At 69.5% G+C, this 22,484-nt stretch carries 19 protein-coding genes; 8 read left to right on the top strand and 11 right to left on the bottom strand.

Annotated elements, in window-relative coordinates; all coding sequences use genetic code 11:
- Positions 1–418: 418 nt before the first annotated feature.
- Positions 419–1,762 (top strand): peptidoglycan DD-metalloendopeptidase family protein, encoded by a 1,344-nt coding sequence (locus tag MTBUT4_RS04935; RefSeq protein WP_254434742.1) that lies wholly within the window; start codon positions 419–421, stop codon positions 1,760–1,762.
- Positions 1,763–1,891: 129 nt separating this feature from the next.
- Here MTBUT4_RS04935 and MTBUT4_RS04930 read toward each other — a convergent pair whose 3' ends face one another.
- Entirely contained in the window at positions 1,892–2,812 is a 921-nt protein-coding gene (locus MTBUT4_RS04930) for a hypothetical protein (protein ID WP_173978550.1), read from the bottom strand.
- Positions 2,813–3,146: 334 nt separating this feature from the next.
- On the opposite strand from MTBUT4_RS04930, the gene MTBUT4_RS04925 reads away from it, so the two are divergent.
- Entirely contained in the window at positions 3,147–3,761 is a 615-nt protein-coding gene (locus MTBUT4_RS04925; protein ID WP_173978549.1) for a Crp/Fnr family transcriptional regulator, read from the top strand.
- 331 nt (positions 3,762–4,092) lie between these two features.
- Here the strand turns inward: MTBUT4_RS04925 and MTBUT4_RS04920 are convergent, their stop codons facing one another.
- The 8 genes from MTBUT4_RS04920 to MTBUT4_RS04885 all read right to left on the bottom strand — a co-directional run bounded on the left by MTBUT4_RS04920 (position 4,093) and on the right by MTBUT4_RS04885 (position 12,308).
- Entirely contained in the window at positions 4,093–4,530 is a 438-nt protein-coding gene (locus tag MTBUT4_RS04920; protein WP_173978548.1) for a DUF4167 domain-containing protein, read from the bottom strand.
- A 232-nt stretch (positions 4,531–4,762) separates the two neighbouring features.
- Positions 4,763–5,629 (bottom strand): peptide chain release factor N(5)-glutamine methyltransferase, encoded by an 867-nt coding sequence (gene prmC / locus MTBUT4_RS04915; protein ID WP_173978547.1) that lies wholly within the window; start codon positions 5,627–5,629, stop codon positions 4,763–4,765.
- Positions 5,626–6,687, bottom strand: coding sequence for a peptide chain release factor 1 (prfA, locus tag MTBUT4_RS04910; RefSeq protein WP_173978546.1), 1,062 nt, complete (start codon positions 6,685–6,687; stop codon positions 5,626–5,628). Before prfA ends, prmC begins: the two co-directional genes overlap by 4 nt.
- A 115-nt stretch (positions 6,688–6,802) precedes the next feature.
- The gene (gene hemA, locus MTBUT4_RS04905) at positions 6,803–8,047 is read right to left on the bottom strand and encodes a glutamyl-tRNA reductase (protein ID WP_173978545.1); all 1,245 of its coding nucleotides are present in this window, start codon (positions 8,045–8,047) and stop codon (positions 6,803–6,805) included.
- 155 nt (positions 8,048–8,202) lie between these two features.
- On the bottom strand, positions 8,203–9,447 hold the full coding sequence (hisS, locus tag MTBUT4_RS04900) for a histidine--tRNA ligase (protein ID WP_173978544.1): 1,245 nt from the start codon (positions 9,445–9,447) through the stop codon (positions 8,203–8,205).
- A gap of 4 nt (positions 9,448–9,451) precedes the next feature.
- A complete protein-coding gene (gene ispG, locus MTBUT4_RS04895; protein WP_173978543.1) occupies positions 9,452–10,561 on the bottom strand; it encodes a flavodoxin-dependent (E)-4-hydroxy-3-methylbut-2-enyl-diphosphate synthase in 1,110 nt (369 codons plus the stop codon).
- A gap of 97 nt (positions 10,562–10,658) precedes the next feature.
- The gene (locus MTBUT4_RS04890; protein WP_173978542.1) at positions 10,659–11,423 is read right to left on the bottom strand and encodes an ABC transporter substrate-binding protein; all 765 of its coding nucleotides are present in this window, start codon (positions 11,421–11,423) and stop codon (positions 10,659–10,661) included.
- 72 nt (positions 11,424–11,495) lie between these two features.
- Complete coding sequence (locus MTBUT4_RS04885) at positions 11,496–12,308, bottom strand: Dam family site-specific DNA-(adenine-N6)-methyltransferase (protein WP_173978541.1); 813 nt, start codon at positions 12,306–12,308, stop codon at positions 11,496–11,498.
- 61 nt (positions 12,309–12,369) lie between these two features.
- Between MTBUT4_RS04885 and MTBUT4_RS04880 the strand changes: the two genes are divergently transcribed.
- Positions 12,370–12,945: a PD-(D/E)XK nuclease superfamily protein gene (locus tag MTBUT4_RS04880; protein WP_173978540.1), complete on the top strand. Its 576-nt coding sequence runs from the start codon at positions 12,370–12,372 to the stop codon at positions 12,943–12,945.
- Here MTBUT4_RS04880 and ubiG read toward each other — a convergent pair.
- Positions 12,942–13,718 carry a bifunctional 2-polyprenyl-6-hydroxyphenol methylase/3-demethylubiquinol 3-O-methyltransferase UbiG gene (ubiG, locus tag MTBUT4_RS04875; protein ID WP_173978539.1) on the bottom strand — a complete coding sequence of 259 codons (777 nt, stop codon included), beginning with the start codon at positions 13,716–13,718 and terminating at the stop codon, positions 12,942–12,944. The two genes, MTBUT4_RS04880 and ubiG, sit on opposite strands and share 4 nt — an antisense overlap.
- Before the next feature lie 174 nt (positions 13,719–13,892).
- On the opposite strand from ubiG, the gene MTBUT4_RS04870 reads away from it, so the two are divergent.
- From MTBUT4_RS04870 to MTBUT4_RS04855, 4 genes are all read left to right on the top strand, one after another.
- A complete protein-coding gene (locus MTBUT4_RS04870; protein WP_173978538.1) occupies positions 13,893–15,113 on the top strand; it encodes an aspartate kinase in 1,221 nt (406 codons plus the stop codon).
- 22 nt (positions 15,114–15,135) lie between these two features.
- Positions 15,136–16,173, top strand: a complete 1,038-nt coding sequence (locus tag MTBUT4_RS04865; protein WP_173978537.1) for a nitronate monooxygenase family protein — start codon at positions 15,136–15,138, stop codon at positions 16,171–16,173.
- Positions 16,173–18,434, top strand: coding sequence for a phosphoenolpyruvate--protein phosphotransferase (ptsP, locus tag MTBUT4_RS04860; protein WP_173978536.1), 2,262 nt, complete (start codon positions 16,173–16,175; stop codon positions 18,432–18,434). Before MTBUT4_RS04865 ends, ptsP begins: the two co-directional genes overlap by 1 nt.
- A gap of 61 nt (positions 18,435–18,495) precedes the next feature.
- Positions 18,496–18,873 (top strand): putative PEP-binding protein, encoded by a 378-nt coding sequence (locus MTBUT4_RS04855; protein ID WP_371737560.1) that lies wholly within the window; start codon positions 18,496–18,498, stop codon positions 18,871–18,873.
- Positions 18,874–19,318: 445 nt separating this feature from the next.
- Here MTBUT4_RS04855 and MTBUT4_RS04850 read toward each other — a convergent pair whose 3' ends face one another.
- Positions 19,319–19,594, bottom strand: coding sequence for a hypothetical protein (locus MTBUT4_RS04850; RefSeq protein WP_173978534.1), 276 nt, complete (start codon positions 19,592–19,594; stop codon positions 19,319–19,321).
- A 180-nt stretch (positions 19,595–19,774) separates the two neighbouring features.
- Between MTBUT4_RS04850 and clpB the strand changes: the two genes are divergently transcribed.
- The gene (clpB, locus tag MTBUT4_RS04845; protein ID WP_173978533.1) at positions 19,775–22,363 is read left to right on the top strand and encodes an ATP-dependent chaperone ClpB; all 2,589 of its coding nucleotides are present in this window, start codon (positions 19,775–19,777) and stop codon (positions 22,361–22,363) included.
- The last annotated feature ends 121 nt before the right edge of the window (positions 22,364–22,484 follow it).

Genomic DNA, 22,484 nt, shown 5'->3' with positions numbered 1-22,484 from the left:
TTTTTCCAACCCCGCCGCCGAACCAAGCCCGCCGTCAGGGAGGCCGCGTTGTACGCCGGCCCGGACTCCCCGTCAACGTCTAATTTTCACGATGCCGTCACAATCAAAGCCATCCTGAACCCGGCCGCGAATATTCCCCCGTGCGCCCGCGCGCATGGCGGAAAACCATTGGAATTTCGGGGCTTTTTACCCCCGGATAGAAATGGTCCAGGTAATCCGCGCCGCTGTCGGCACCCCGGCGCCACTCCGGAAGTGGCGCTCCAGTCGATTCCGGGTCCACGGTCAACAGCCACAGTCAAAGCCAATTTCCCAGATTATTCCTTGCCTTGCGGGCCTGGCGCTGCCATAAGACCCATACCAACATCATTGCCGGAACCGGACCTTGGGCTGCTGCGTATCGGCCAGGATAAAGCGAAGCGTGAAAGCGGCGACCGTTGTCGGCCTCGTCGGCATTGCCGCAACCTTCGCCGCGCGTCCCTTCGTCGATTTCGGCGACGGCGACCTGCCGCTGGACCCCAATCCCCCCGCTTATGCCGACTACGAGTCCGGACGACCGCCGCCGATGACGGCGGCGCTGTCGGACAGCGAGTTGGAGGACCGGGCCCGCCGCCCGGTCGAACGTCAGGTCCGCGTCGCGTCGGGCGACACGCTGGTGGACGTTCTGGTCCGCTCCGGCGTCGATGCCGCCGACGCCACCCAGGCCATCGAGGCCATGCGCGCGGTCTTCAATCCGCGGTCGCTGAAGGCCGGCCAGCGGGTGACCGTCACCTTCGACCGCTCGCCGCACGGTTTCGGCCAGGGCGATTTCCAGCAGGTGTCGCTGGCCGCCGACCCGATCCGCCAGGTGGGGGCCCGGCGCGGCGGCGACGGCGGCTTCGACGGCGTCGAGACCCAGCGCCAGGTCAGCCGCCATCTTGCCCATTACACCGGCCAGATCCGCTCGAGCCTGTTCGAGAGCGCGCAGGCCGCCGGCGTTCCCGCCCCGGTCATCCTGTCCATGATCAAGGCGCTGTCCTACGACGTCGACTTCCAGCGCGACATCCAGAGCGGCGACGGCTTCGAGGTGATGTTCGAGGGCTATTACGACACCAAGGGCAAGCTGGCGCGCAGCGGCGAGATGCTGTTCGCCGCCATCACCCTGTCGGGCACCCCCATCGCCATGTACCGGTTCGAGACCGACGGCGGCACCGTCGAGTACTTCAACGAGAAGGGTGAAAGCATCAAGAAGGCGCTGCTGAAGACCCCGGTCGACGGCGCCCGCATCACCTCGGGCTTCGGCATGCGCAACCACCCGATCCTGGGCTTCACCCGCATGCACAAGGGCATCGATTTCGGCGTGCCCGCCGGCACCCCGATCCAGGCCGCCGGCGACGGCGTCATCGAGATGGCCGGCTTCAACGGCGCCTACGGCAATTACGTGCGCATCCGCCACGGCAACGGCTTCGGCACCGCCTACGCCCACATGAGCCGCATCGGCCAGGGCATCCAGCGCGGCCGCCGGGTGGCGCAGGGCCAGATCATCGGCTTCGTCGGCTCCACCGGCCGCTCCACCGGCCCCCACCTGCATTACGAGATCCTGAAGGGCACCGCCCAGCTCAACCCGCTCTCGGTGAAGATGCCCACCAGCACCAAGCTGGCCGGGCGCGAGATGGACCGCTTCAAGCTGGCCAAACGCGAGACCGAGACCCTGCTGGCCAAGATCCCGCCGGCCGGCCGCCTGGCCCTCAACGGCCCGCTCAAGCCCGGCGCGCTGACCAATTAGGGTGCAGCGCCTGAGCTCCCCCCTCCCCTTCCATGGGGAGGGGCCGGGGGTAGGGTTGCCAGCCCCTGAGACCGGCGGCGCCAGCCCCCCACCCCAGCCCTCCCCACGAGGGGGAGGAGGGGGTCATCGTCAGTTGGCCGGCTTCCAGTTGCCCCCCGCCGCCGCCGACAGGGCGCCGGAGATGTTGTCGGGGGCCGACATGATGTTCATGAAGCTGTTGGAGCCCATCATGGACAGATCGGGGAAGCTGGCGGCGATGCGGAAGCGGGCCGACAGGGCATAGACCTTGCCGCCCGCGACCAGCATCTCGTAGGGCAAATGCGGGGTCGAGCGCAGCGGCTTGAAATCCACCTCCTTCATGATGAAGGCGTCGTTGCGGGTGTCGCCCTCGCCGGCGGTTCCGTTCATGGCGACGCCGAAGACCGCCTCCTCCTTGCCCGGAATATCGACGCGGTAGACCTTGGTGACCTGCCTGGTGCCGGCGGCCAGCCCCTTCTCCACCGCCGCCGTGGCGGTGGCGAAATCGGGATGGCTGGCCAGTTCGACGGGGTCGGAGAAGCGCTCCATGCCGAACATGTAGCGGTAGCTGCGCACGTCTTCCGCATCCATGCCGTCCTTCGGCCCGAACTCGCCCTGGTTACCCAGCGCGCCGGCCAGCTTGGCGGCCTCGCCCTTGAGGTCCTCGGCCATGCGGAAGGCATGGCCCCAATAGACCGGGTTGGAATAGGCGACCTGGATCTCGCCGCCCACATCGGTGACGGCGACCCGGTGCACGGCGCCGTAGCCGCCGAACTTGCTCTTGGCGGCGGCGGCCTTGAGGGCGTCGTTGGTGACCGCCATCACCGTCGCGGTGGGATAGGGCGAGTAGACGCCGACCGTCTGGAAGCCGGCCGCCGCCAGCTTGGCCTTCACCTCCTCGGCCTTGGCGGCGACGGTGCCGGCCCCCTTGGAGCCCAGCACGAACGGCTTGAAGGTCTCGGCCGCCGAGGCCTGGCCGATGAATGCGGCGACCAACGCCGCGGCCGCGATGATGACTCGGAATCCCTGCACGCTTGCCTCCTGGACCTTTGTTGGGACGGCTCGCCGTCCGATCCCGAGACATTAATCCCCGATGGCGCTCGCGCGGCAGTAACATAAGACGACGCTAAAGTATTTTTCCCCCAACCGTTCGGGTAGCCAACAATATCCAAGGTCGGATAGCGCAGTGATTAATATACCGCAACATATATAGGGTTGAAACCAATGTAATGGCCTTCAAGAATCAAGCATGCCTCATGAACGGGCCGGCTGCCCCCTCAATCCGGACTGTTGTGCGTCTGCCGCCCGAACGGGTGGCGAGGGCCATCATCCGCGCATCGCCCGCGCCGGTCCGGCCGGCTGCCCCATGCCGCACGGGGTGGCGGAGCGGGCCTGGCGCAAGGGCGAGGCGCTCTACCACCAGGGCGATGATCGCAAGTACCTGTATTCCCTGCGCGGCGGCTTGGTGATCCTCGAGCGGGTGGACGGCGCCGGCACCCTGACCGCGTTGCGGCTGCTGCGGCCGGGGGCGCTGTTCCCCTGCGCCGACCTGGTCGGCGACGGCAGCCACGGCAACACGGCGCGGGCGCTGACCGACGTCGCCGCCTGCCTGCTGCCGGCCGACGCCCTGAAGGCGGCCATGCGCACCCATGCGGCGGTCGGTGACGCCGTGTTGACCACCCTGTGCGGCGAAGGCCGGACCTACGAGGACATGGCCTTCCGCCTGCGCGCCATGGACATGGGCGAGCGCCTGCTGGCCCTGATCGAGGAATTGGCCGCCGAAGAGGGCACCGCGCTTCCCGATGGCGGCCGGCGGGTGCGGATGCCGGTGTCGTGGCGCGAGGTGGCGGCGTTGATCGGCAGCAGCCCTGAAGTGGTGAGCCGGCTGCTGCGCAAGCTGGGCGGCGAGGGCCGCATCCGGGTGGACGGCCGCGAGGTGACGCTGGTCAGGCGGGAGCCGGCGCGTCAGGCGGCGGGGTGATCAAGGTCACGGCCGGTGATCGGTCCCGCGCGGGCGGAGATGGGTTCACCACGAAGACACCAAGGGCACGAAGAGGGCACAGAGAAAAAATATCCTTCTCTGTGACTCCTCTGTGTCTCTGTGGTTAATCCCCCGGCGGGTTCTGGGGTGTGACGGCCCGTCGCGGGCAACGACCGGCTTCCCCGCGAGGGAGGGGACCCAGGGGGGTGCACCGACACCCTCTCCGCGACTCCTGGGTTCCCGCCTGCGCGGGAACGACCGAGGGCGCGGATTCACCCCATCCGCCATGACCAACAAAAAAGCCGCCGGGGTGACCGGCGGCTTCTTCGGGTCAGGCGTTGACCGCCTCGGCGGGGCCGTCGTCGCCCTCGGACGACTCGTTGTCGTCGCCCTGGTCGTCGTCTTCGTCGTCGCCGGTCACCTCGGCCTGGTCCTCGGCCGGGGTCGGCAGGTTCTGCGGCCGGCGCTGGCCGTTGTTCTGGTTGTAGGCGTTGATGAGCCGGAAATAGTGCTCGGCGTGCTGGTAGAAGTTCTCCGCCGCCACCCGGTCGCCCTGGGACGAGGCGTCGCGGGCCAGCGCCAGGTACTTCTCCATCACCTGGTGGGCATTGCCACGGATGCGGCCCTCGGGGCCGTTGGAATCGAACACTTGGCCGCGCACGTTGATGTGCTTGGCATGGCCGCCGCCGCCACCACCGCCGAGATGAGGGCCACGATTGGGATTGCCGCCGTTGTTGCCGCGGCCGCGGGTGCGTTGCTTGGGATTCACGGGTCCTACCTTCTAAGAGTCACCGTCGATGGTCTTGTTCTGACGATCCGCCCGGCGGGACTGGCCCGGCCATGACCCCCAGGGGGGATGCGGCGATGGAGGGATCGCTAGGCGTCCGGGTGAGCGGGCGGAGCCATCTCGGCTCGACGCCGGCCTGTGATCCGGGGGCGCTCGACGGGGGCCAACCTAGCCGGGAAGCCGCCGCATTCCAACACCTTTTTTCAAGTCGCCGTCATCGAGTCGATTCCGCCCCGGCGGCGGCGCCAAACAGCACGCAGCGCGCGATGCCGGCGAGGTCGTGCCCCACTCCCGCCGGCACCAGGCCGGCGGCGGCGAACAGCGCCGTCACGTCGTGGTCCTGGCCCTGCCCCACCTCCAGCCCGCAGATGCCGCCGGGGGCCAGCAGGCGGGCCACCTGCGGCGCCAGCGCGCGGTAGCAGTCCAGGCCGTCCGCGCCGCCGTCGAGCGCCCGGCGCGGCTCGAACCGGGCCACTTCCGGCGCCAGCCCGTCGATGTCCTGGGTCGGGATATAGGGCGGGTTGGAGACGATTGCATCGAACCTTCCGTCCAAGCCGCTACCCCAATCGCCAAGGCGGAATTCGGCGCGCTCCGCCAGACCGTTGGCGGCGGCGTTGGCGATGGCGACCTCCAGCGCCGGCGCGCTGGCATCGACGCCCAGCCCGCGGGCGTTGGGCAGTTCGGCCAGCAGGGCCAGCAGGATGCAGCCGCTGCCGGTGCCGAAATCGAGCAGCGACAGCGGCGCGCTGCGGTCGGGCAGACGGGCCAGCACCGCTTCCACCAGAGTCTCGGTGTCGGGGCGGGGATCGAGGGTGTCGGCGGTGACCGCCAGGGTCAGAGTCCAGAAGCCGCGCCGCCCGAGGATGTGGCTCATGGGCTGGCGCGCCACCCGCCGCGCCGCCATCGCCTCCAGCCGCGCCTGCTGCCCCTCGTCCAGCGGCGTCTCGGGGTGGGTGAGGATGCGCCCGGCCTCGATGCCCAGCACCTCGGCCACCAGCAGGCGGGCATCGAGGCGGGCCGATCCGATGCCGGCGGCGGCGAAGCGTTCGGCCAGCCGGCGGGCGGCGTCCCCGGCGGTCACGCCTCGCCCATCTCCGCCATGCGCTCGGCCTGGTCGGCGGCGACCAGGGCCTCGACCACCTCGTCGAGGGCGGTGCCGTTCATCACATCGTCGATCTTGTAGAGGGTGAGGTTGATGCGGTGGTCGGTGACCCGCCCCTGCGGGAAGTTGTAGGTGCGGATGCGCTCCGAGCGGTCGCCCGAGCCGACCTGGCTCTTGCGGTTGGCGGCGCGCTCGGCGTCCTTGGCTGCGCGCTGCATCTCGTACAGGCGGGCGCGCAGCAGCTTCATGGCGGTGGCCTTGTTCTTGTGCTGGCTCTTCTCCTGCTGGCAGGCCACCGCCAGGCCGGTGGGGATGTGGGTGACGCGCACCGCCGAATCGGTGGTGTTGACCGACTGGCCGCCCGACCCCTGGGAGCGGTAGACGTCGAAGCGCAGGTCCTTGTCCTCGAGCTGGATGTCCACCTCCTCGGCCTCGGGCATGATGGCCACGGTGGCGGCCGAGGTGTGGATGCGCCCGCCGGCCTCGGTCACCGGGACGCGCTGGACCCGGTGGACGCCGGACTCGAACTTGAGACGGGCGAAGACGTTGCGCCCGGTGATGGTGGCCGAGGCCTCCTTGACGCCGCCGATGCCGGTGTCGTTGACGTCCATCACCTCGAAGCGCCAGCCCTTGAGCCCGGCATAGCGCTCGTACATGCGGAACAGCTCGGCGGCGAACAGCGCCGCCTCCTCGCCGCCGGTGCCGGCGCGCACCTCCAGGATGGCGTTCTTCTCGTCGGCCTCGTCCTTGGGCAGCAGCATCAGCTGGACCTCGCGCTCGAGGCCGGGCAGCGTCTCCTTGAGGCGGTAGAACTCCTCTTCGGCCAGGTCCTTCATGTCGGGATCGGCCAACATGGCCTCGGCCTCCGCCATGTCGGCGCGCGCCTTGCGCAGCGCCTGCACCGCCGCCGCCACCGGCTCGATGTCCGAGAACTCCTTGGACAATCGGGCGAACGACGACCCGTCGCCGGTGGCCAGCAGCTCGCGCAGCTCGTCGTAGCGGTAAAGGACCTTGTCCAGTTGGGTTTCAAGATTCATCGGTACGATCCATCAATGCTCCCTCCCCCCTTGCGGGGGAGGGCTGGGGTGGGGGGTACGGGGGCGTCCAGCCCCCCTCCCCGTCCCTCCCCCGCAAGGGGGGAGAGAGAAGACCTCATTCCAGCCGGAACAGCTTCTTCAGCGTCCGTTCCATGGCCTGCCATTCCGCCCCCTCGGCGGCGACGTCCTTCATCGCCTCGGTGGGGGCGTGCAGCAGGCGGTTGACCAGCAGGCGGGTCGCCTCGGCCGCGTCGCCGCCGGCTTCCTTCAGCACCGCCTCGCGGGTCTCGTCGAAGCGGGCGCGCAAGGCGACCACGGCCGGTACCGCCGCGCGGGCGGCACGGCCCTTCAGGAACTGGGCGACCTCGTCCTCGACGATGGCCCAGGCGGCGCGGGCGGCCTGCTCGCGCCCGGCACGGCCCTCCAGCGCCACCCGCTCCAAATCCGACAGGTCGTAGAGGAAGGCGCCGTCAAGGCGGTTCACCGCCGGCTCGACGTCGCCGGGAATGGCGGCGTCGATCAGGAATATGGGCTTGCGCCGCCGCTTCTTCAGCGCCGCGGTGACCATCTCGGCGGTCACCGCCAGGTTGCGTCCGCCCACCGCCGCGACCACCACGTCGATACCGGGCAGCGAGTCGCGCAAATCCTCGAAGGGCAGCACATGGGCGTCCAGGGTCTGGGCCAGGGCCTCGGCCCGGGTCTGGCGCGGCGCCGTCACCGCCAGCCAGGACAGGCCGGCGGCGAGCAGGCTTTCGGCCACCAGTTCGCCCATGTCGCCGGCCCCCACCACCAGGCCGCGGCAGGCCGACAGGTCGCCGTGGATGTCGCGGGCCATCTGCACCGCGGCCGCCGCGATGGAGACCGGCCCCTCGCCGATGCGGGTCTCGCTGCGCACCCGCTTGGCGGCGGCGAAGGCGGCCTGCAGCAGCGCCTCCAGCTCGTTGCCGCAGGTGCCGCAATCGCGGGCCAGGCGGTGGGCGGTCTTGACCTGGCCGGCCACGTGGGGCTCGCCGATGACCAGGGAATCCAGCGCGGCGGCGACGGCGAAGCCGTGGCGCACCGCCTCGGGTCCGGTCAGGGTGTAGAACTGGCTGGCCAGGGCCGCCGCCGGCAGGCCGGTGCGGGCGGCGAAGCAGTGCTCGACCGCGGCGGCGACGTGCCCGGCATCGGGGTCCGACGACCACACCTCGACACGGTCGCAGGTGGACAGCACCATGGCCTCGCCGACACCTTGCCGCTTCAGCTCGGCCAGGAACACCGGCACCGAGGCATCGTCCACGAACAGCTGGTCGCGCAGGGACAGCGACGCCGACCGGTGGTTGGCGCCGATGACGGCCAGGCGTGGGGAGGGGGAGTTCAACGCAAACCTTTCCGACCGTAGAAACCGAGCATTCTTAGGTTCGAGCCTCGTCCTGAGGAGGCCCGCCAGGGCCGTCTCGAAGGGCGTGGCTCGCGGCACCAAACCGGGCCCGCCCCATCCTTCGAGACACCCCTTCGGGGTTCCTCAGGATGAGGCTACTCCGACTTCTGAGCGGTGAGGAGGCCCAGTAGCCGCTCCTCCGCCACCTCGGCCTGCTCGCCGCTATCGAGGTCGCGCAGGGTCACGGCGCCGCGCGCCGCCTCGTCCTCGCCCAGGATGATTGCGAAGCGGGCGCCCGCCTTGGCGGCGCGGGCCATGCGCTTCTTCATGTTGCCCGAGAAGCCCATGTCCACACTGATGCCGGCGGCGCGCAAGCGGTCGGCCAGGGCCAGCGCCGCCATGGCATCGCCCATGGGCACCAGCGCCACCGGGCGCTCAGGGGGAGGCGCCTCGCCCAGCAGCATGGACAGCCGCTCGACCCCCGCCGCCCAGCCGATGCCGGGGGTGGCCGGGCCGCCCATCTGGCCGATCAGGCCGTCGTAGCGGCCGCCGGCCAGCACCGTGCCCTGGGCGCCGAGGGCGTCGGTGGTGAACTCGAAGGCGGTGTGGCAGTAATAGTCCAGCCCGCGCACCAGCTTGGGGTTGACGGTGAAGGGAATGCCCAGCGCCGTCAGGCCGGCGGTCACCTGGTCGAAGAACTCCCTGGCCGCCGGGGTCAGGCAATCGGTCATCACCGGCGCCTGAGCGACGATGCGGCGGTCCTCCTCGTCCTTGGAATCGAGGATACGCAGCGGGTTCTTGTCGAGGCGCGCCCGGCTTTCCTCGGACAGCGTAAGGCGCATCGGCTCGAGATAGGCGACCAGGGCATTGCGGTAGGCGGTGCGGCTGTCCAGGTCGCCCAGGGTGTTGATCTCGAGCTGGATCTTGCCCTTCAGCCCCAGCGCCTCGAGCATGCGCCAGCCCATGGACACCACCTCCACATCGGCCAGCGGCGACTCGACGCCCAGGAACTCGATGCCGACCTGGTGGAACTGGCGCTGGCGGCCCTTTTGCGGCCGTTCGTGGCGGAACATGGGGCCGCGGTAGAACAGTTTCAGCGGCAGCGACTGCGACAGCCCGTTCGAGATGAAGGCGCGCGCCACCCCGGCGGTGCCCTCGGGCCGCAGCGTGAGCGAGTCCTCGCCCATGGTGAAGGTGTACATCTCCTTGGTCACCACGTCCGAGGTCTCGCCCAGGGTGCGGGCGAACACCTCGGTGAACTCGAAGATGGGAGTCACCACCTCGCCGTAGCCGTAGCGCCGGGCCACCGCGAAGGCGGTGTCCTCCACATGGCGGTGACGCCGGGTGTCCTCGGGCAGCAGGTCGTGGGTGCCGCGAACGGGTTGCAGCAGGGTCGACACGTCGTTAGTCCTTTCGCTTGGCCGCGTCCAGCTCGGCGGCCTTGGCCTCCACCAGATCGACGATGTGGTCGATCATCGCCGCGCCGTCGATCTTGTGGTCGGGGGTGCCGGCCACATAGACCATGTGGGAATCACCGCCGCCGCCGGTCAGGCCGACCATGGTCTCGCGCGCCTCGCCGGGGCCGTTGACGACGCAGCCGATGATGGACAGCGTCACCGGCGCGGTGATGTGGGCCAGGCGCTTCTCCAGCGTCTCCACCGTCGAAACCACGTCGAAGCCCTGCCGCGCGCAGGACGGGCACGACACCACGCGGACGCCGCGGGCGCGGATGCCCAGGGTCTTCAGGATCTCGTAGCCGACCTTGACCTCGTCCTCGGGGGGGGCCGACAGCGACACCCGGATGGTGTCGCCGATGCCGGCCCACAGCAGGGCGCCGATGCCCAGGCTCGACTTCACCGTGCCGCCGATCAGGCCGCCGGCCTCGGTGATGCCCAGATGCAGGGGGTAGTCGCAGGCCTCGGCCAGGCCGCGATAGGCGGCCACCGCCAGGAACACGTCGGACGCCTTGACGCTGATCTTGAATTCGAAGAAGTCGTTGTCCTCGAGCATGCGGGCATGCTCCATGGCGCTTTCCACCATGGCCTCGGGGCAGGGCTCGCCGTACTTCTCCAGCAGGTGCTTCTCCAGCGAGCCGGCATTGACGCCGATGCGCATGGAGCAGCCGTGATCCCGGGCCGCCTTGACCACCTCGCGCACCCGCTCCGCCGAGCCGATGTTGCCCGGGTTGATGCGCAGGCAGGCCGCCCCCGCCTCGGCCGCCTCGATGGCGCGCTTGTAGTGGAAATGGATGTCGGCCACCACCGGCACCGCCACCTGGGACACGATGTCCCGCAGCGCCCGGGTCGACTCCTCGTCGGGGCACGACACCCGCACGATGTCCACCCCCGCCGCCTCGGCCCGCCGGATCTGCGCCACCGTGGCAGCGACGTCCGAAGTCAGGGTGTTGGTCATGGTCTGCACGGTGATCGGGGCGTCGCCGCCCACCGGCACCGCGCCGACATGGATCAGGCGGGTCTTCCGGCGGGCGATGTGGCGATAGGGGCGGACGGACATGGGTGGCGCGGCCCGGCAACGGATGAAAGGCGGTTGATATAGCGCATTTCCGCCGGGGATGTCACCCCGCCCCTGGGACGGCGACGAGCGACCCCGCCTACTTCCAGTCCTGGACCCCGTAGCCGGCCAGGATCTGCCGCAGCCGGCCCGAGGCGCGCATCTCGCGGATGCCGTCGTCGAGCAGGCGGGCGTAGTCGCGGGCCTTGGGATGGCGGGGCGAGAAGGCGATGTAGACCACGTCCGAGCGGGTGGAACCGGCGAATTCGACCTGATCCGCCAGACCCATCTGGCCGAGCTTGAAATCGAGCACCGTCCGGCTGTCCATGGTGGCGTCGATCCGGCCGGCGAGAAGCTTCTTCAGGTTCTGCTCCAGCGGATGGCGCGACCCGATCAGATCGACCCGCGAGCGGTCGCCCTTGTTGGCCTCGACATAGGCGCCGACCGGGTCCATGTAGGCGTAGCCGATCACCCCGCTCAGCCGGACATTGGGCAGCGAGCCGGGGCCGTCATAGCGCCACGCATTGCCCTTCCTGACCACGAAGGTGGTGTCCCAGCGGCCGATCGGTTCCTGCGGGAACACCAGATCGGGGTTCTCCTTGGGGTCGGCGCCGATCACCGCGGCGATCCTGCCGGTCGAGCAATCCGCCTGGGCGCGGCCCCAGGGGGCCAGGGCGTAATCCACCCGGTGGCCGGCCTTGGCGAAGATTTCCACCATGACGTCGACGCCGTAGCCGGCGGGGGTGCCGGCGCAGTTGAACGGGCACCATTCATCGGCGCGCAAGGAGATGGTGTCGGCGCGGGCCGTCGTGGCCGCCAGGGCGGCTACAAGCGAAAGCAAAGCTGCGAAACGCCGAACCACCATCCCTTCCCTCCCCGCAGGGTCTGTTCGGGGGATCATATGCCGTTGCCGGGCGCCCGTCCAATCGGACCCGCGTCAGTAATTGCGCACCACCACTTCGGCCGCGTCCCGGCGGGCGGCGGGATCGCCGCTGAGGCGGCGGGGCGCGGCCAGCCCCTCGATGCGGAACTGGCGGAACAGGCGGCGGATGAAGCCGGTATCGGCGTTGGACAGCATCCAGCGCACGCCCATGCGGTGCAGCTTGACGCAGACCTCCCACAGCCGGCGCTGGTCGTCGCGGCCGAAGCCGTCCCAGGTGTAGCGGACGGCTCCGCGCCCCTCGGAATCGTAGGGCGGGTCGAAATAGACGAAGTCGCCGGGCCGGGCGAGGCTCAGCACGTCGGTGAAGGGAGCCCGCGCCAGCCGGGCGGTGCGCAGCGCCTCATGCAGGGCCAGCAGGTTGTCTGCGTCGTAGAAGGTCGGATTGACCCGCTTGCCCCAGGCGTTGTTGGCGCGCCCCTGGCGGTTGACCCGCCACAGGCCGTTGAAGCAGGTCTTGTTGATATAGAGGAAGCGGGCGGCGCGCTCCAGTTCCGGCAGGGTGGCGAAGGCGGGGTCGCGGTCGAGGTCGCGGACCCGGTAATACTCGGCCTTGTCGCAGGCGAACTCCGCCATCCGCCGCATCAGCGCCTGCGGCCGCGCCTTCACCGCGCGGTAAAGGGCGACCAGCTCGGGATTGGCGTCGGCGAGATAGGCGAAGCGCGGCCGCAGCGCGCAAAACAGGGCGCCGCCGCCGAGGAACGGCTCGTGATAGGTGCGGAAGCCAGGGGGCACCCGCGGCAGCAGATGGGGCAGCAGCGCACGCTTCCCCCCCACCCATTTGATGATCGGCGCGATGGGCATGTTCATGATATGTTCATTATAGCGCAACCCGTTGGAGCGCGCAACCGGGATATGCTAGCGTCACGGCATGCGCCCGTTCCTGGCCCGCCTTGCCTGCGCCGTCGCGGTTTCCGCCTGCCTGTGGGCCGCGCCGGCGGCCTGGGCGTGGCAGGGCGAGGCCGATTCCCAAGGCCAGGAAGCCAATTGGAGCGGCCAGGATTTCGAACGCCGCATCCGCCGCGTTCTGATCGACCGGGGCTTCGCCGCCCTCACCTTCGCCGAGTGGCGGAGCCGGGGCGAACCCGGGGGCGACTGGATCCTCGCCAACGCCCCCTTCACCACCCTCTACGGCGGCCCCGGCCGCACCGAGTTCCTGGTGCTGTCGGATCGCCTCGGCCTGGAGATCCGCATCGAGGCCAAGTACATGGCGGCAACCGGGTCGGTCGATGAAAAGCTGCCCTACGTCTATCTCAGCGCCGTCGAGGCCGCGCGCGAGCGCACCGTCTTCGTCATCATCGACGGCCCGGGCTGGCGCCCGGGCTCGGTGGAGTGGCTGAGGACGGCGGCGGCCGAGCGCCGCTACGGCATGCCCGCCGACAAGGAGCTGCGGGTGCTGTCCCTGGCCGAATTCACCGCATGGGCCGAGGGCCTGCCGAAGCCCTAACCCTTCGTCCCGAACAGCATGTAGTTGACGTCGAGGTCGCGGGTCTCGTGCCACTCGTCCTTGAACGGCACGTATTCCATGCCCTTCATCTCGGATATCTCGATCCCCTCGGCGCGCAGGAAGGCGGCGAATTCGCTGGGCTTGACGAATTTGCGCCAGTCGTGGGTGCCGGCCGGCAGCCAGCGCAGGATGTATTCCGCCCCCATCACCGCCAGGGCGTAGGACTTGGTGGTGCGGTTCAGGGTGGCGCCCATGAAGGCGCCGCCGGGCTTCAGCGTGCGGGCGGCATGGCCGAGGAACACCGCCGGATCGGGGACGTGCTCGATCACCTCCATGGCGATGACCACGTCGAAGGCCGCCGAGTCCATGTCCTCGGGGCCGCCGATGCGGTAGTCGATGGCGAGGTCGGACTGGGCCGCATGGATGCGGGCGACGCCGATGTTCTTGTCGCCGGCGTCCACCCCGGTGACGGTGAAGCCCATGCGGGCCAGCGGCTCGGACAGCAGGCCGCCGCCGCAGCCGACGTCGAGCAGGGTCAACCCCTCGAACGGCCGCGCCGCCGCCTCGTCGCGGCCGAAATGAGCCGCCAGCTTGCGGCGCATGAAGGCCAGCCGCACCGGATTGAACTTGTGCAGCGGCTTGAACTTGCCCCAGGGGTCCCACCACGCTTCGGCCATGGCGGTGAAGCGGGCCACCTCCTCGCTGGAGGCGGTTCCCTCGCGTTCCCGGATGCGGGCCGGAGGCACGCGCTTGGGCAGGCTGGAATTGGCCATTACATACTCCTGACGGCGGGCTCCGCAACCTCTGGGCACCCGCGCTTGCTTCCGCGTTGGCGACAGAGTATGAAGAGGCGCCCTTGCGGCGGCAACCGGGCACTCGAAAGATTTTACCGACCGACCCGATGCGCGTTTGCCTAGGAAACGCGCGCGGTTCAAGGGGAATTCCTGATGGCGCGCATCGTGATGAAATTCGGCGGCACCTCCGTCGGCGACATCGACCGGATCAAGAATGTGGCCAGGCGTGTCAAGCGCGAGGTCGAAGCCGGCAACCAGGTGGCGGTGGTGGTTTCGGCCATGTCGGGCGCGACCAACCAGTTGGTCGACTGGTGCAAGCAGATGGCGCCGCTGCATGACCAGCGCGAATACGACACCGTGGTCGCCACCGGCGAGCAGGTGACCATCGGCCTGCTGGCCATCGGCCTGCAGGATCTGGGCCTGAAGGCGCGGTCGTGGTGCGGCTGGCAGGTGCCGGTGCGCACCGATGCCGTGCATGGCAAGGCCCGCATCGATGCCATCGACACCACCGAGATGCTGGCCGGCATGGAAGCCGGCGAGGTGGCGGTGGTGGCCGGCTTCCAGGGCGTGGCGCCGGGCAACCGCATCGCCACCCTGGGCCGCGGCGGCTCCGACACCTCGGCGGTGGCGCTGGCGGCGGCGCTGAAGGCCGATCGCTGCGACATCTACACCGACGTGGACGGGGTCTACACCACCGACCCGCGCATCGTCACCCAGGCCCGGAAGCTCGACAAGATCACCTACGAGGAGATGCTCGAGCTGGCCAGCGTCGGCGCCAAGGTGCTGCAGACCCGCTCGGTCGAGATGGCCATGAAGCACCGCGTACGCGTTCAGGTGCTGTCGAGTTTCGAGGACAAGCCCGGTACTCTCGTTTGCGATGAGGATGAGATCGTGGAAAAGGAACTGGTGAGCGGCATCGCCTACAGCCGCGACGAAGCGAAGATCACCCTGATCCGCGTGGCCGACCGGCCGGGCGTGGCCGCCGCCATCTTCGGCCCGCTGGCCGAGGCCGCCATCAACGTCGACATGATCGTCCAGAACGTGTCCGAGGACGGCAAGTCCACCGACCTGACCTTCACCGTCGGCAAGGCCGACCTCGACCGCGCCAAGAAGGTGATCGAGGACAACAAGGGCCAGCTGGGCTTCGAGGGCCTGGTCGCCGACGCCAACGTGGTCAAGGTCTCGGTGATCGGCGTCGGCATGCGCAGCCACGCTGGCATCGCCCAGAAGATGTTCCACACCCTGGCCGGCGAGGGCATCAACATCCAGGTGATCTCGACCTCGGAAATCAAGATCAGCGTGCTGATCGAAGAAAAGTACACCGAGCTGGCCCTTCGCGCGCTGCACACCGCTTACGGACTTGACGCAGCCTAGGCCGCCGGGCGAGTAATGCCGCATGGTCGATGCGCGCCAACGCCTGGGGCATTTATGGCGCCGGGGGACTGAGTTCCTCGGCTGCGAGGTCGCCATCCTGGGTGGCGCCATGTCGTGGATATCCGAGCGCAGCCTGGTTGCCGCCCTGTCCAATGCCGGCGGCTTCGGCGTCATCGCCTGCGGCTCCATGCCGCCCGACCGCCTGGCCGAGGAAATCGCCGCCACCCAGGATCTGACGGCGCGCCCGTTCGGCGTCAACCTGATCACCATGCATCCCGAACTCGACCGCCTGATCGACGTCTGCGGCCAGATGGGGGTCGGCCACGTGGTGCTGGCCGGCGGCCTGCCCGGCTCGGCCGCCATCAAGCGGGCCAAGGATACCGGCGCCCGGGTGATGTGCTTCGCCCCCGCCTTGGTGGCGGCCAAGAAGCTGATCCGGTCCGGCGCCGACGCCCTGGTCATCGAGGGCACCGAGGCCGGCGGCCATATCGGTCCGGTGGCCACCGGCGTGCTGGCCCAGGAGATCCTGCCCGAGATGGCGGCGCAGGTGCCGGTCTTCGTCGCCGGCGGCATCGGCCGCGGCGAGGCCATCGTGTCGTACCTGGAAATGGGCGCCGTCGGCGTGCAGCTGGGCACCCGCTTCGTCTGCGCCACCGAATGCGTCGCCCACCCCAATTTCAAGCAGGCCTTCATCCGCGCCGCCGCCCGCGACGCGGTGCCGACGGTGCAGGTGGACCCCGCCTTCCCGGTGATCCCGGTGCGCGCCCTGGCCAACGAGGGCTCGCGCCGCTTCGTCCGCTTCCAGCACGAGGTGATCGCCCGCTACCGCGCCGGCGAGCTGGAAATGAAGGCGGCGCAGTTGGAGATCGAGCATTACTGGGCCGGCGCCCTGCGCCGCGCGGTCATCGACGGCGACGTCGAGACCGGTTCGGTGATGGCCGGCCAGAGTGTCGGCATGGTCACCCGCGAGCAGCCCTGCGCCGAGATCATCGCCGAACTGGTGTTGCAGGCCGAGGCCGCGCTGGCCGCCCGCGCCACTCCCGCCCCGCTGGAGGCCTGATGTCGGCGGCGATGCCCTCGGTTTCGCGCCGGCTGCTGGCGCGGCTGCGCGACGTCATGGCCGGCGGCGGCACCGCCGAGGAACGCCTGGGCAAGGTGGTGATGCTGATCGCCGCCGACATGGTCGCCGAGGTGTGCTCGTGCTACGTCATGCGCGCCGGCGAGGTGCTCGAGCTGTTCGCCACCGAAGGCCTGAAGAAGCAGGCCGTGCACAACACCCGCCTGCGGGTCGGCGAGGGCCTGGTCGGCGACGTCGCCGCCCATGCCAGGCCGCTGGCCCTGGCCGACGCCCAGAGCCATCCCAACTTCGCCTACCGCCCCGAGACCGGCGAGGAGATCTTCCACTCGCTGATGGGCGTGCCGATCATCCGCGGCGGCCGCGTCATCGGCGTGCTGGTGGTGCAGAACCGCTCCATGCGCCACTACACCGACGAGGAGATCGAAACCCTCGAGACGGTGGCCATGGTGCTGGCCGAGCTGGTCGCCTCGGGCGAGCTGGTCAACCGCGACGAACTGGTGCCGGTGGACGGCAACGCCCTGCTGCCGCTGCGCCTCGAAGGCATCCGCCTCAATGCCGGCGTCGGCATCGGCGTCGCCGTGCTGCACCAGCCCCGCGTCGCCATCCGCCGCCTGGTGGCCGAGGACCCCGATACCGAGATGGAGCGCCTGAAATCGGCGCTGGCCGGCATCCGCGACGCCCTCGACGAGCTGTTCTCGCGACCCGAGATGCGCGACGGCGAGCACCGCGACGTGCTCGAGACCTACCGCATGTTCACCGAGGACAAGGGCTGGCTGGGCCGCATCGGCGAGGCCATCCGCACCGGCCTGACCGCCGAGGCGGCGGTGCAGAAGGTGCACGAGGACATGCGGGCGCGCATGAGCCAGATCTCCGATCCCTATCTGCGCGAGCGGATGCACGATTTCGAGGACCTGGCCAACCGCCTGCTGCAGCGCCTGTCGGGCGGCGATGCCAGCCCGCGCGGCGAACTGCCGGCCGATGCCATCCTGGTCGCCCGCACCATGGGTCCCATGGACCTGTTCGACTACGACCCCAAGCGGCTGCGCGGCCTGGTGCTGGAAGAGGGCTCGCCCACCATGCACGTGGCCATCGTCGCCCGCGCCCTGGACATCCCGGTGGTGGGGCGGTGCAAGGAGGTGCTGGACAAGGTCGAGGCCCTCGACCCGGTGATCGTCGACGGCGACAACGCCCAGGTCTTCCTGCGCCCCAGCGAGGACATCCGCGACATCTTCGCCGAGGCGCTGAGCCGGCGCGAGCTGCGCGTCGCCGGCTACGCCAAGCTGAAGGACCTGCCGGCGGTCACCCGCGACGGCGTCTCGGTCAGCCTGATGATGAACGCCGGCCTGCTGCTGGATCTCCAGCACCTGGACGAATCGGGCGCCGACGGCATCGGCCTCTATCGCACCGAACTGCCGTTCATGGCCCGCTCCAGCCTGCCCGACGTCACCGCCCAGACCGTGCTCTACCGCAAGATCATGGATCAGGCGGCGGGCAAGCCGGTGGTGTTCCGCACCCTCGACGTGGGCGGCGACAAGGTGCTGCCCTACTGGAATCCCTACGAGGAGGACAACCCGGCCCTGGGCTGGCGGTCCATCCGTATCACCCTGGACCGGCCGGCGGTGATGCGCCACCAGTTGCGCGCCCTGCTGCGTGCCGCCGCCGGGCGCGAGCTGCGGGTGATGTTCCCGATGATCGCCGAGGTCGCCGAACTGGTCGAGGCGCGGCGCATCCTCGACCTCGAGATCGAGCACGAGCGCGACCGCGACCACCCGCAGCCGACGGCCATCAAGGTCGGCACCATGCTGGAGGTCCCGGCGCTGGCCTTCCAACTCGACGCGCTGCTGCCCCGGGTCGATTTCGTGTCGATCGGGTCCAACGACATGGCGCAGTTCCTGTTCGCCGTCGATCGCGGCAACCCGCGCATTTCCGAACGCTACGACCCGCTGGCGCCGGCCATGCTGACGTTCCTGTGCGGCGTGGCGGCCAAGTGCGACGCCGCCGGCGTGCCGCTGTCGGTGTGCGGCGAGATGGCCGGCCGCCCGCTCGAGGCCATGGCCCTGATCGCCTGCGGCGTGCGCACCCTGTCCCTGGCCTCGCCGGCCATGGGGCCGGTCAAGACCATGATCCGCTCCCTCGAGGTGGCGCCGGTGCGCGCCTACCTGGACGGCCTACTGCACGGCCCCGACCGGTCCCTGCGGAACAAGCTGAAATGCTTCGCCCTCGACCACGGGGTGGTGCTGTAGGGGGCCTGCGAGCCGAACTTTCGCCATTCGTCACGCCCGGGCTTGACCCACGGCTGNGTCGATCGGGTCCAACGACATGGCGCAGTTCCTGTTCGCCGTCGATCGCGGCAACCCGCGCATTTCCGAACGCTACGACCCGCTGGCGCCGGCCATGCTGACGTTCCTGTGCGGCGTGGCGGCCAAGTGCGACGCCGCCGGCGTGCCGCTGTCGGTGTGCGGCGAGATGGCCGGCCGCCCGCTCGAGGCCATGGCCCTGATCGCCTGCGGCGTGCGCACCCTGTCCCTGGCCTCGCCGGCCATGGGGCCGGTCAAGACCATGATCCGCTCCCTCGAGGTGGCGCCGGTGCGCGCCTACCTGGACGGCCTACTGCACGGCCCCGACCGGTCCCTGCGGAACAAGCTGAAATGCTTCGCCCTCGACCACGGGGTGGTGCTGTAGGGGGCCTGCGAGCCGAACTTTCGCCATTCGTCACGCCCGGGCTTGACCCACGGCTGTCCGGTTTAAATTTCGGCTGGCAATTGCCCCCCTCGCCCGCTTGCGGGAGAGGGGGGCGAGCGCCAGCGAGCCGGGGTGAGGGCGGCGCGCGTCGGCGCGCCCAAGACCTGGAGAAACCAGCGCTTTCGCTGTCGCCAAGCGCACCTCGCGGCGCGCACCCTCTCCCTCCCGTCGCTGTCGCGACGGGCCCCTCCCTCTCCCGCAAGCGGGCGAGGGTAATCCTGTCTACTTCGGCCAGCGTCACCCTGGACGCAGCCGTCACCAAGGGCTCCGGAAGGCAATCCGAAAATTAAACCGGACAGAAGTGGGTCAAGCCCGGCGATGACGAGTGAGGGGGCACGAATTCGCGTCTCGTCGCACACAGGGCCTTGACGATGAAAGGCAAACGCTACCCCGCCCGCCGCTCGCCGTCCTCATCGGCCGCGTGCTCGGGGCAATGGACGTCGCTGAAGAAGTCGGGGTCCCTGATCTCCACCGAGAACGGCGTCACGCCGTGGTGGTGCCAGGAATCGATGCAGGCGATGTGATCGTTGAGCGACTGCCGGGTACGCCGGAACGCGTCCTCCTCGCTGGAAGCATCCACATGGCGGTATTCGAAGCTGTGCCGCATCCCCTCGCCGGTGGCGACGGGATCGCTGTGGCGGATCAGGACGTCGAAGGTCATGGCTTGTCATCCTCATTCGGGTGATACGCATTCTCATATTGGAAGGCGGCCGGTCGGCGGCAATAGGGAGCTTGGTTGCGGCCCCGGCCCCGCGCCCCATATTGTTGGCGCACCAATCGAGGGGCGTCCCGGCTGCCGCAGGCGGGGTCCGGATGCCCTGTCGCACGAAGGACGGCACCCATGGATTTCGAGAAGTACACCGAGCGGTCGAAGGGGTTCATCCAGTCGGCGCAGACCCTTGCGCTGAGGCGCGGCCACCAGCGCCTGACCCCTGAGCACCTCGCCAAGGTGCTGCTGGACGACAAGGAGGGGCTGGCCGCCAACCTGATGAAGGCGGCCGGGGCCGACCCCAAGAAGGCGCTGGCCGGAATCGAGGCCGAGCTGGACAAGCTGCCCAAGGTCGAGGGGCCGGGGGCCGGCGGCGTCCACCTCACCAGCGAGCTGGCGCGGGTGTTCGAGCAGGCCGAGCAGGCCTCCGAGAAGGCCGGCGATTCCTACGTCACCGCCGAGCGCATGCTGCTGGCGCTGTCCATGGCCGCCGGCACCGCCGCCGCCCGCGTGCTGTCCGAAGCCGGGCTTTCGCCCCAGGGTCTCAACCGCGCCATCGAGGAGGTGCGCAAGGGCCGCAAGGCCAATTCCTCGTCGGCCGAGGACCAGTACGACGCCCTGAAGAAATACGCCCGCGACCTCACCGCCGCGGCGCGCGAGGGCAAGCTCGATCCGGTCATCGGCCGCGACGAGGAGATCCGGCGCACCATCCAGGTGCTGTCCCGCCGCACCAAGAACAACCCGGTGCTGATCGGCGAGCCCGGCGTCGGCAAGACCGCCATCGTCGAGGGGCTGGCCTTGCGCATCGTCAACGGCGACGTGCCCGAGAACCTGAAGATGAAGCGGCTGATGAGCCTGGACATGGGCGCCCTGATCGCCGGGGCCAAGTTCCGGGGCGAGTTCGAGGAACGCCTGAAGGCGGTGCTGACCGAGATCACCAGTTCCAACGGCGAAGTCATCCTGTTCATCGACGAGATGCACACCCTGGTCGGCGCCGGCGCCGCCGAGGGCGCCATGGACGCCTCGAACCTGCTGAAGCCGGCCCTGGCCCGCGGCGAGCTGCACTGCGTCGGCGCCACCACCCTGAACGAATACCGCAAGCACGTGGAGAAGGACGCCGCCCTGGCCCGGCGCTTCCAGCCGGTCTTCGTCGAGGAGCCGGGGGTCGAGGATTCCATCTCGATCCTGCGCGGCATCAAGGAAAAGTACGAGATGCACCACGGCGTGCGCATCACCGATTCGGCGCTGGTCGCCGCGGTGACCCTGTCGCACCGCTACATCACCGACCGCTTCCTGCCCGACAAGGCCATCGACCTGATGGACGAGGCCGGCTCGCGCCTGCGCATGGAGGTGGATTCCAAGCCCGAGGAGCTGGACGAACTGGACCGCCGCATCGTCCAGCTGAAGATCGAGCGCGAGGCGCTGAAGCGCGAAAGCGACGCCGCCTCGCGCGACCGGCTGGCCCGGCTGGAGGCCGAACTGACCGAGCTGGAGGCCGAAAGCGGCCGCGTCACCGCCGAATGGCGGGCCGAGAAGGACCAGCTGGCCTCATCGACCAAGCTCAAGGAGCAGCTGGACCAGGCCCGCATCGACCTGGACAAGGCCATGCGCGCCGGCGACTGGGCGCGGGCCTCGGAAATCCAGAACGGCCTCGTCCCCGATTTGGAGCGGCGCCTCGCCGCCGCCGACGGCTCCGACCACCGCATGCTGCAGGAGGCGGTGACCGAGGAGCATGTGGCCGGGGTGGTGTCGCGCTGGACCGGCATCCCGGTCGACAAGATGCTGGCCGGCGAGCGCGACAAGCTGCTCGACATGGAAAACCGCCTGCGCACCCGCGTGGTCGGCCAGGACGAGGCGCTGGTGGCGGTGTCCAGCGCCATCCGCCGCGCCCGCGCCGGCCTGCAGGACCCCAACCGGCCCATCGGCTCGTTCCTGTTCCTCGGCCCCACCGGCGTCGGCAAGACCGAGCTGACCAAGGCGCTGGCCGAGTTCCTGTTCGACGACGAGACCGCCATGGTCCGCATCGACATGTCGGAATACATGGAGAAGCACTCGGTCGCCCGCCTGATCGGCGCCCCGCCCGGCTATGTCGGCTACGAGGAGGGCGGCGCGCTGACCGAGGCGATCCGCCGGCGCCCTTATCAGGTGATCCTGTTCGACGAGATCGAGAAGGCCCATCCGGACGTCTTCAACGTGCTGCTGCAGGTGCTCGACGACGGCCGCCTGACCGACGGCCAGGGCCGCACCGTCGATTTCCGCAACACCCTGATCGTGCTGACCTCGAACCTGGGCGCCGACATCCTGGCGGCCCAGGGCGAGGGCCACGATTCGGGCGAGGTGCGGGCCGAGGTGATGGAGGTGGTGCGGGCCGCCTTCCGCCCCGAATTCCTCAACCGCCTGGACGAGATCCTGCTGTTCCACCGGCTGGGCCGGCGCGACATGGGCGGCATCGTCGATATCCAGCTGGGCCGCCTGGGACGGCTGCTGGCCGATCGCAAGATCGCCCTGGACATCGACCAGGCCGGCCGCGACTGGCTGGCCGACAAGGGCTACGATCCGGTCTACGGCGCCCGGCCGCTGAAGCGGGTGATCCAGCGCTGGCTGCAGAACCCGCTGGCGACCATGATCCTGGAGGGCCGCATCGGCGACGGCCAGACCGCCACGGTTTCGGCCGAAGGCGGCGACCTGATGATCGGCGGGCAGCGGGTGGACGCGGACTGACCCGGCGTTGTGCGCCATGCGGCTTCCGCAACCCTCTTGCGCGTCCGCCGGCAAAGGTTGGGAAAAGGTTATATGACAAAGGCTTGAGCGCCCCGACCGGTGTGCGCATCGCATTTGCATC

This window comes from Magnetospirillum sp. UT-4 (assembly GCF_902729435.1).
GTDB lineage: Bacteria > Pseudomonadota > Alphaproteobacteria > Rhodospirillales > Magnetospirillaceae > Magnetospirillum.
The sequence above is the reverse complement of the archived record's forward strand: the minus strand, read 5'-3'. Positions and strand labels throughout refer to the sequence as shown.

Coding starts and splice junctions, on each gene's coding strand:
- MTBUT4_RS04850 (WP_173978534.1), bottom strand. CDS start 19,594: ATGACCTTCGACGTCCTGATCCGCCACAGCGATCCCGTCGCCACCGGC.
- prfA (WP_173978546.1), bottom strand. CDS start 6,687: ATGAATCTTGAAACCCAACTGGACAAGGTCCTTTACCGCTACGACGAG.
- MTBUT4_RS04925 (WP_173978549.1), top strand. CDS start 3,147: ATGCCGCACGGGGTGGCGGAGCGGGCCTGGCGCAAGGGCGAGGCGCTC.
- MTBUT4_RS04880 (WP_173978540.1), top strand. CDS start 12,370: ATGCGCCCGTTCCTGGCCCGCCTTGCCTGCGCCGTCGCGGTTTCCGCC.
- clpB (WP_173978533.1), top strand. CDS start 19,775: ATGGATTTCGAGAAGTACACCGAGCGGTCGAAGGGGTTCATCCAGTCG.
- ptsP (WP_173978536.1), top strand. CDS start 16,173: ATGTCGGCGGCGATGCCCTCGGTTTCGCGCCGGCTGCTGGCGCGGCTG.
- MTBUT4_RS04890 (WP_173978542.1), bottom strand. CDS start 11,423: ATGGTGGTTCGGCGTTTCGCAGCTTTGCTTTCGCTTGTAGCCGCCCTG.
- MTBUT4_RS04870 (WP_173978538.1), top strand. CDS start 13,893: ATGGCGCGCATCGTGATGAAATTCGGCGGCACCTCCGTCGGCGACATC.
- ispG (WP_173978543.1), bottom strand. CDS start 10,561: ATGTCCGTCCGCCCCTATCGCCACATCGCCCGCCGGAAGACCCGCCTG.
- MTBUT4_RS04885 (WP_173978541.1), bottom strand. CDS start 12,308: ATGAACATGCCCATCGCGCCGATCATCAAATGGGTGGGGGGGAAGCGT.
- MTBUT4_RS04865 (WP_173978537.1), top strand. CDS start 15,136: ATGGTCGATGCGCGCCAACGCCTGGGGCATTTATGGCGCCGGGGGACT.
- ubiG (WP_173978539.1), bottom strand. CDS start 13,718: ATGGCCAATTCCAGCCTGCCCAAGCGCGTGCCTCCGGCCCGCATCCGG.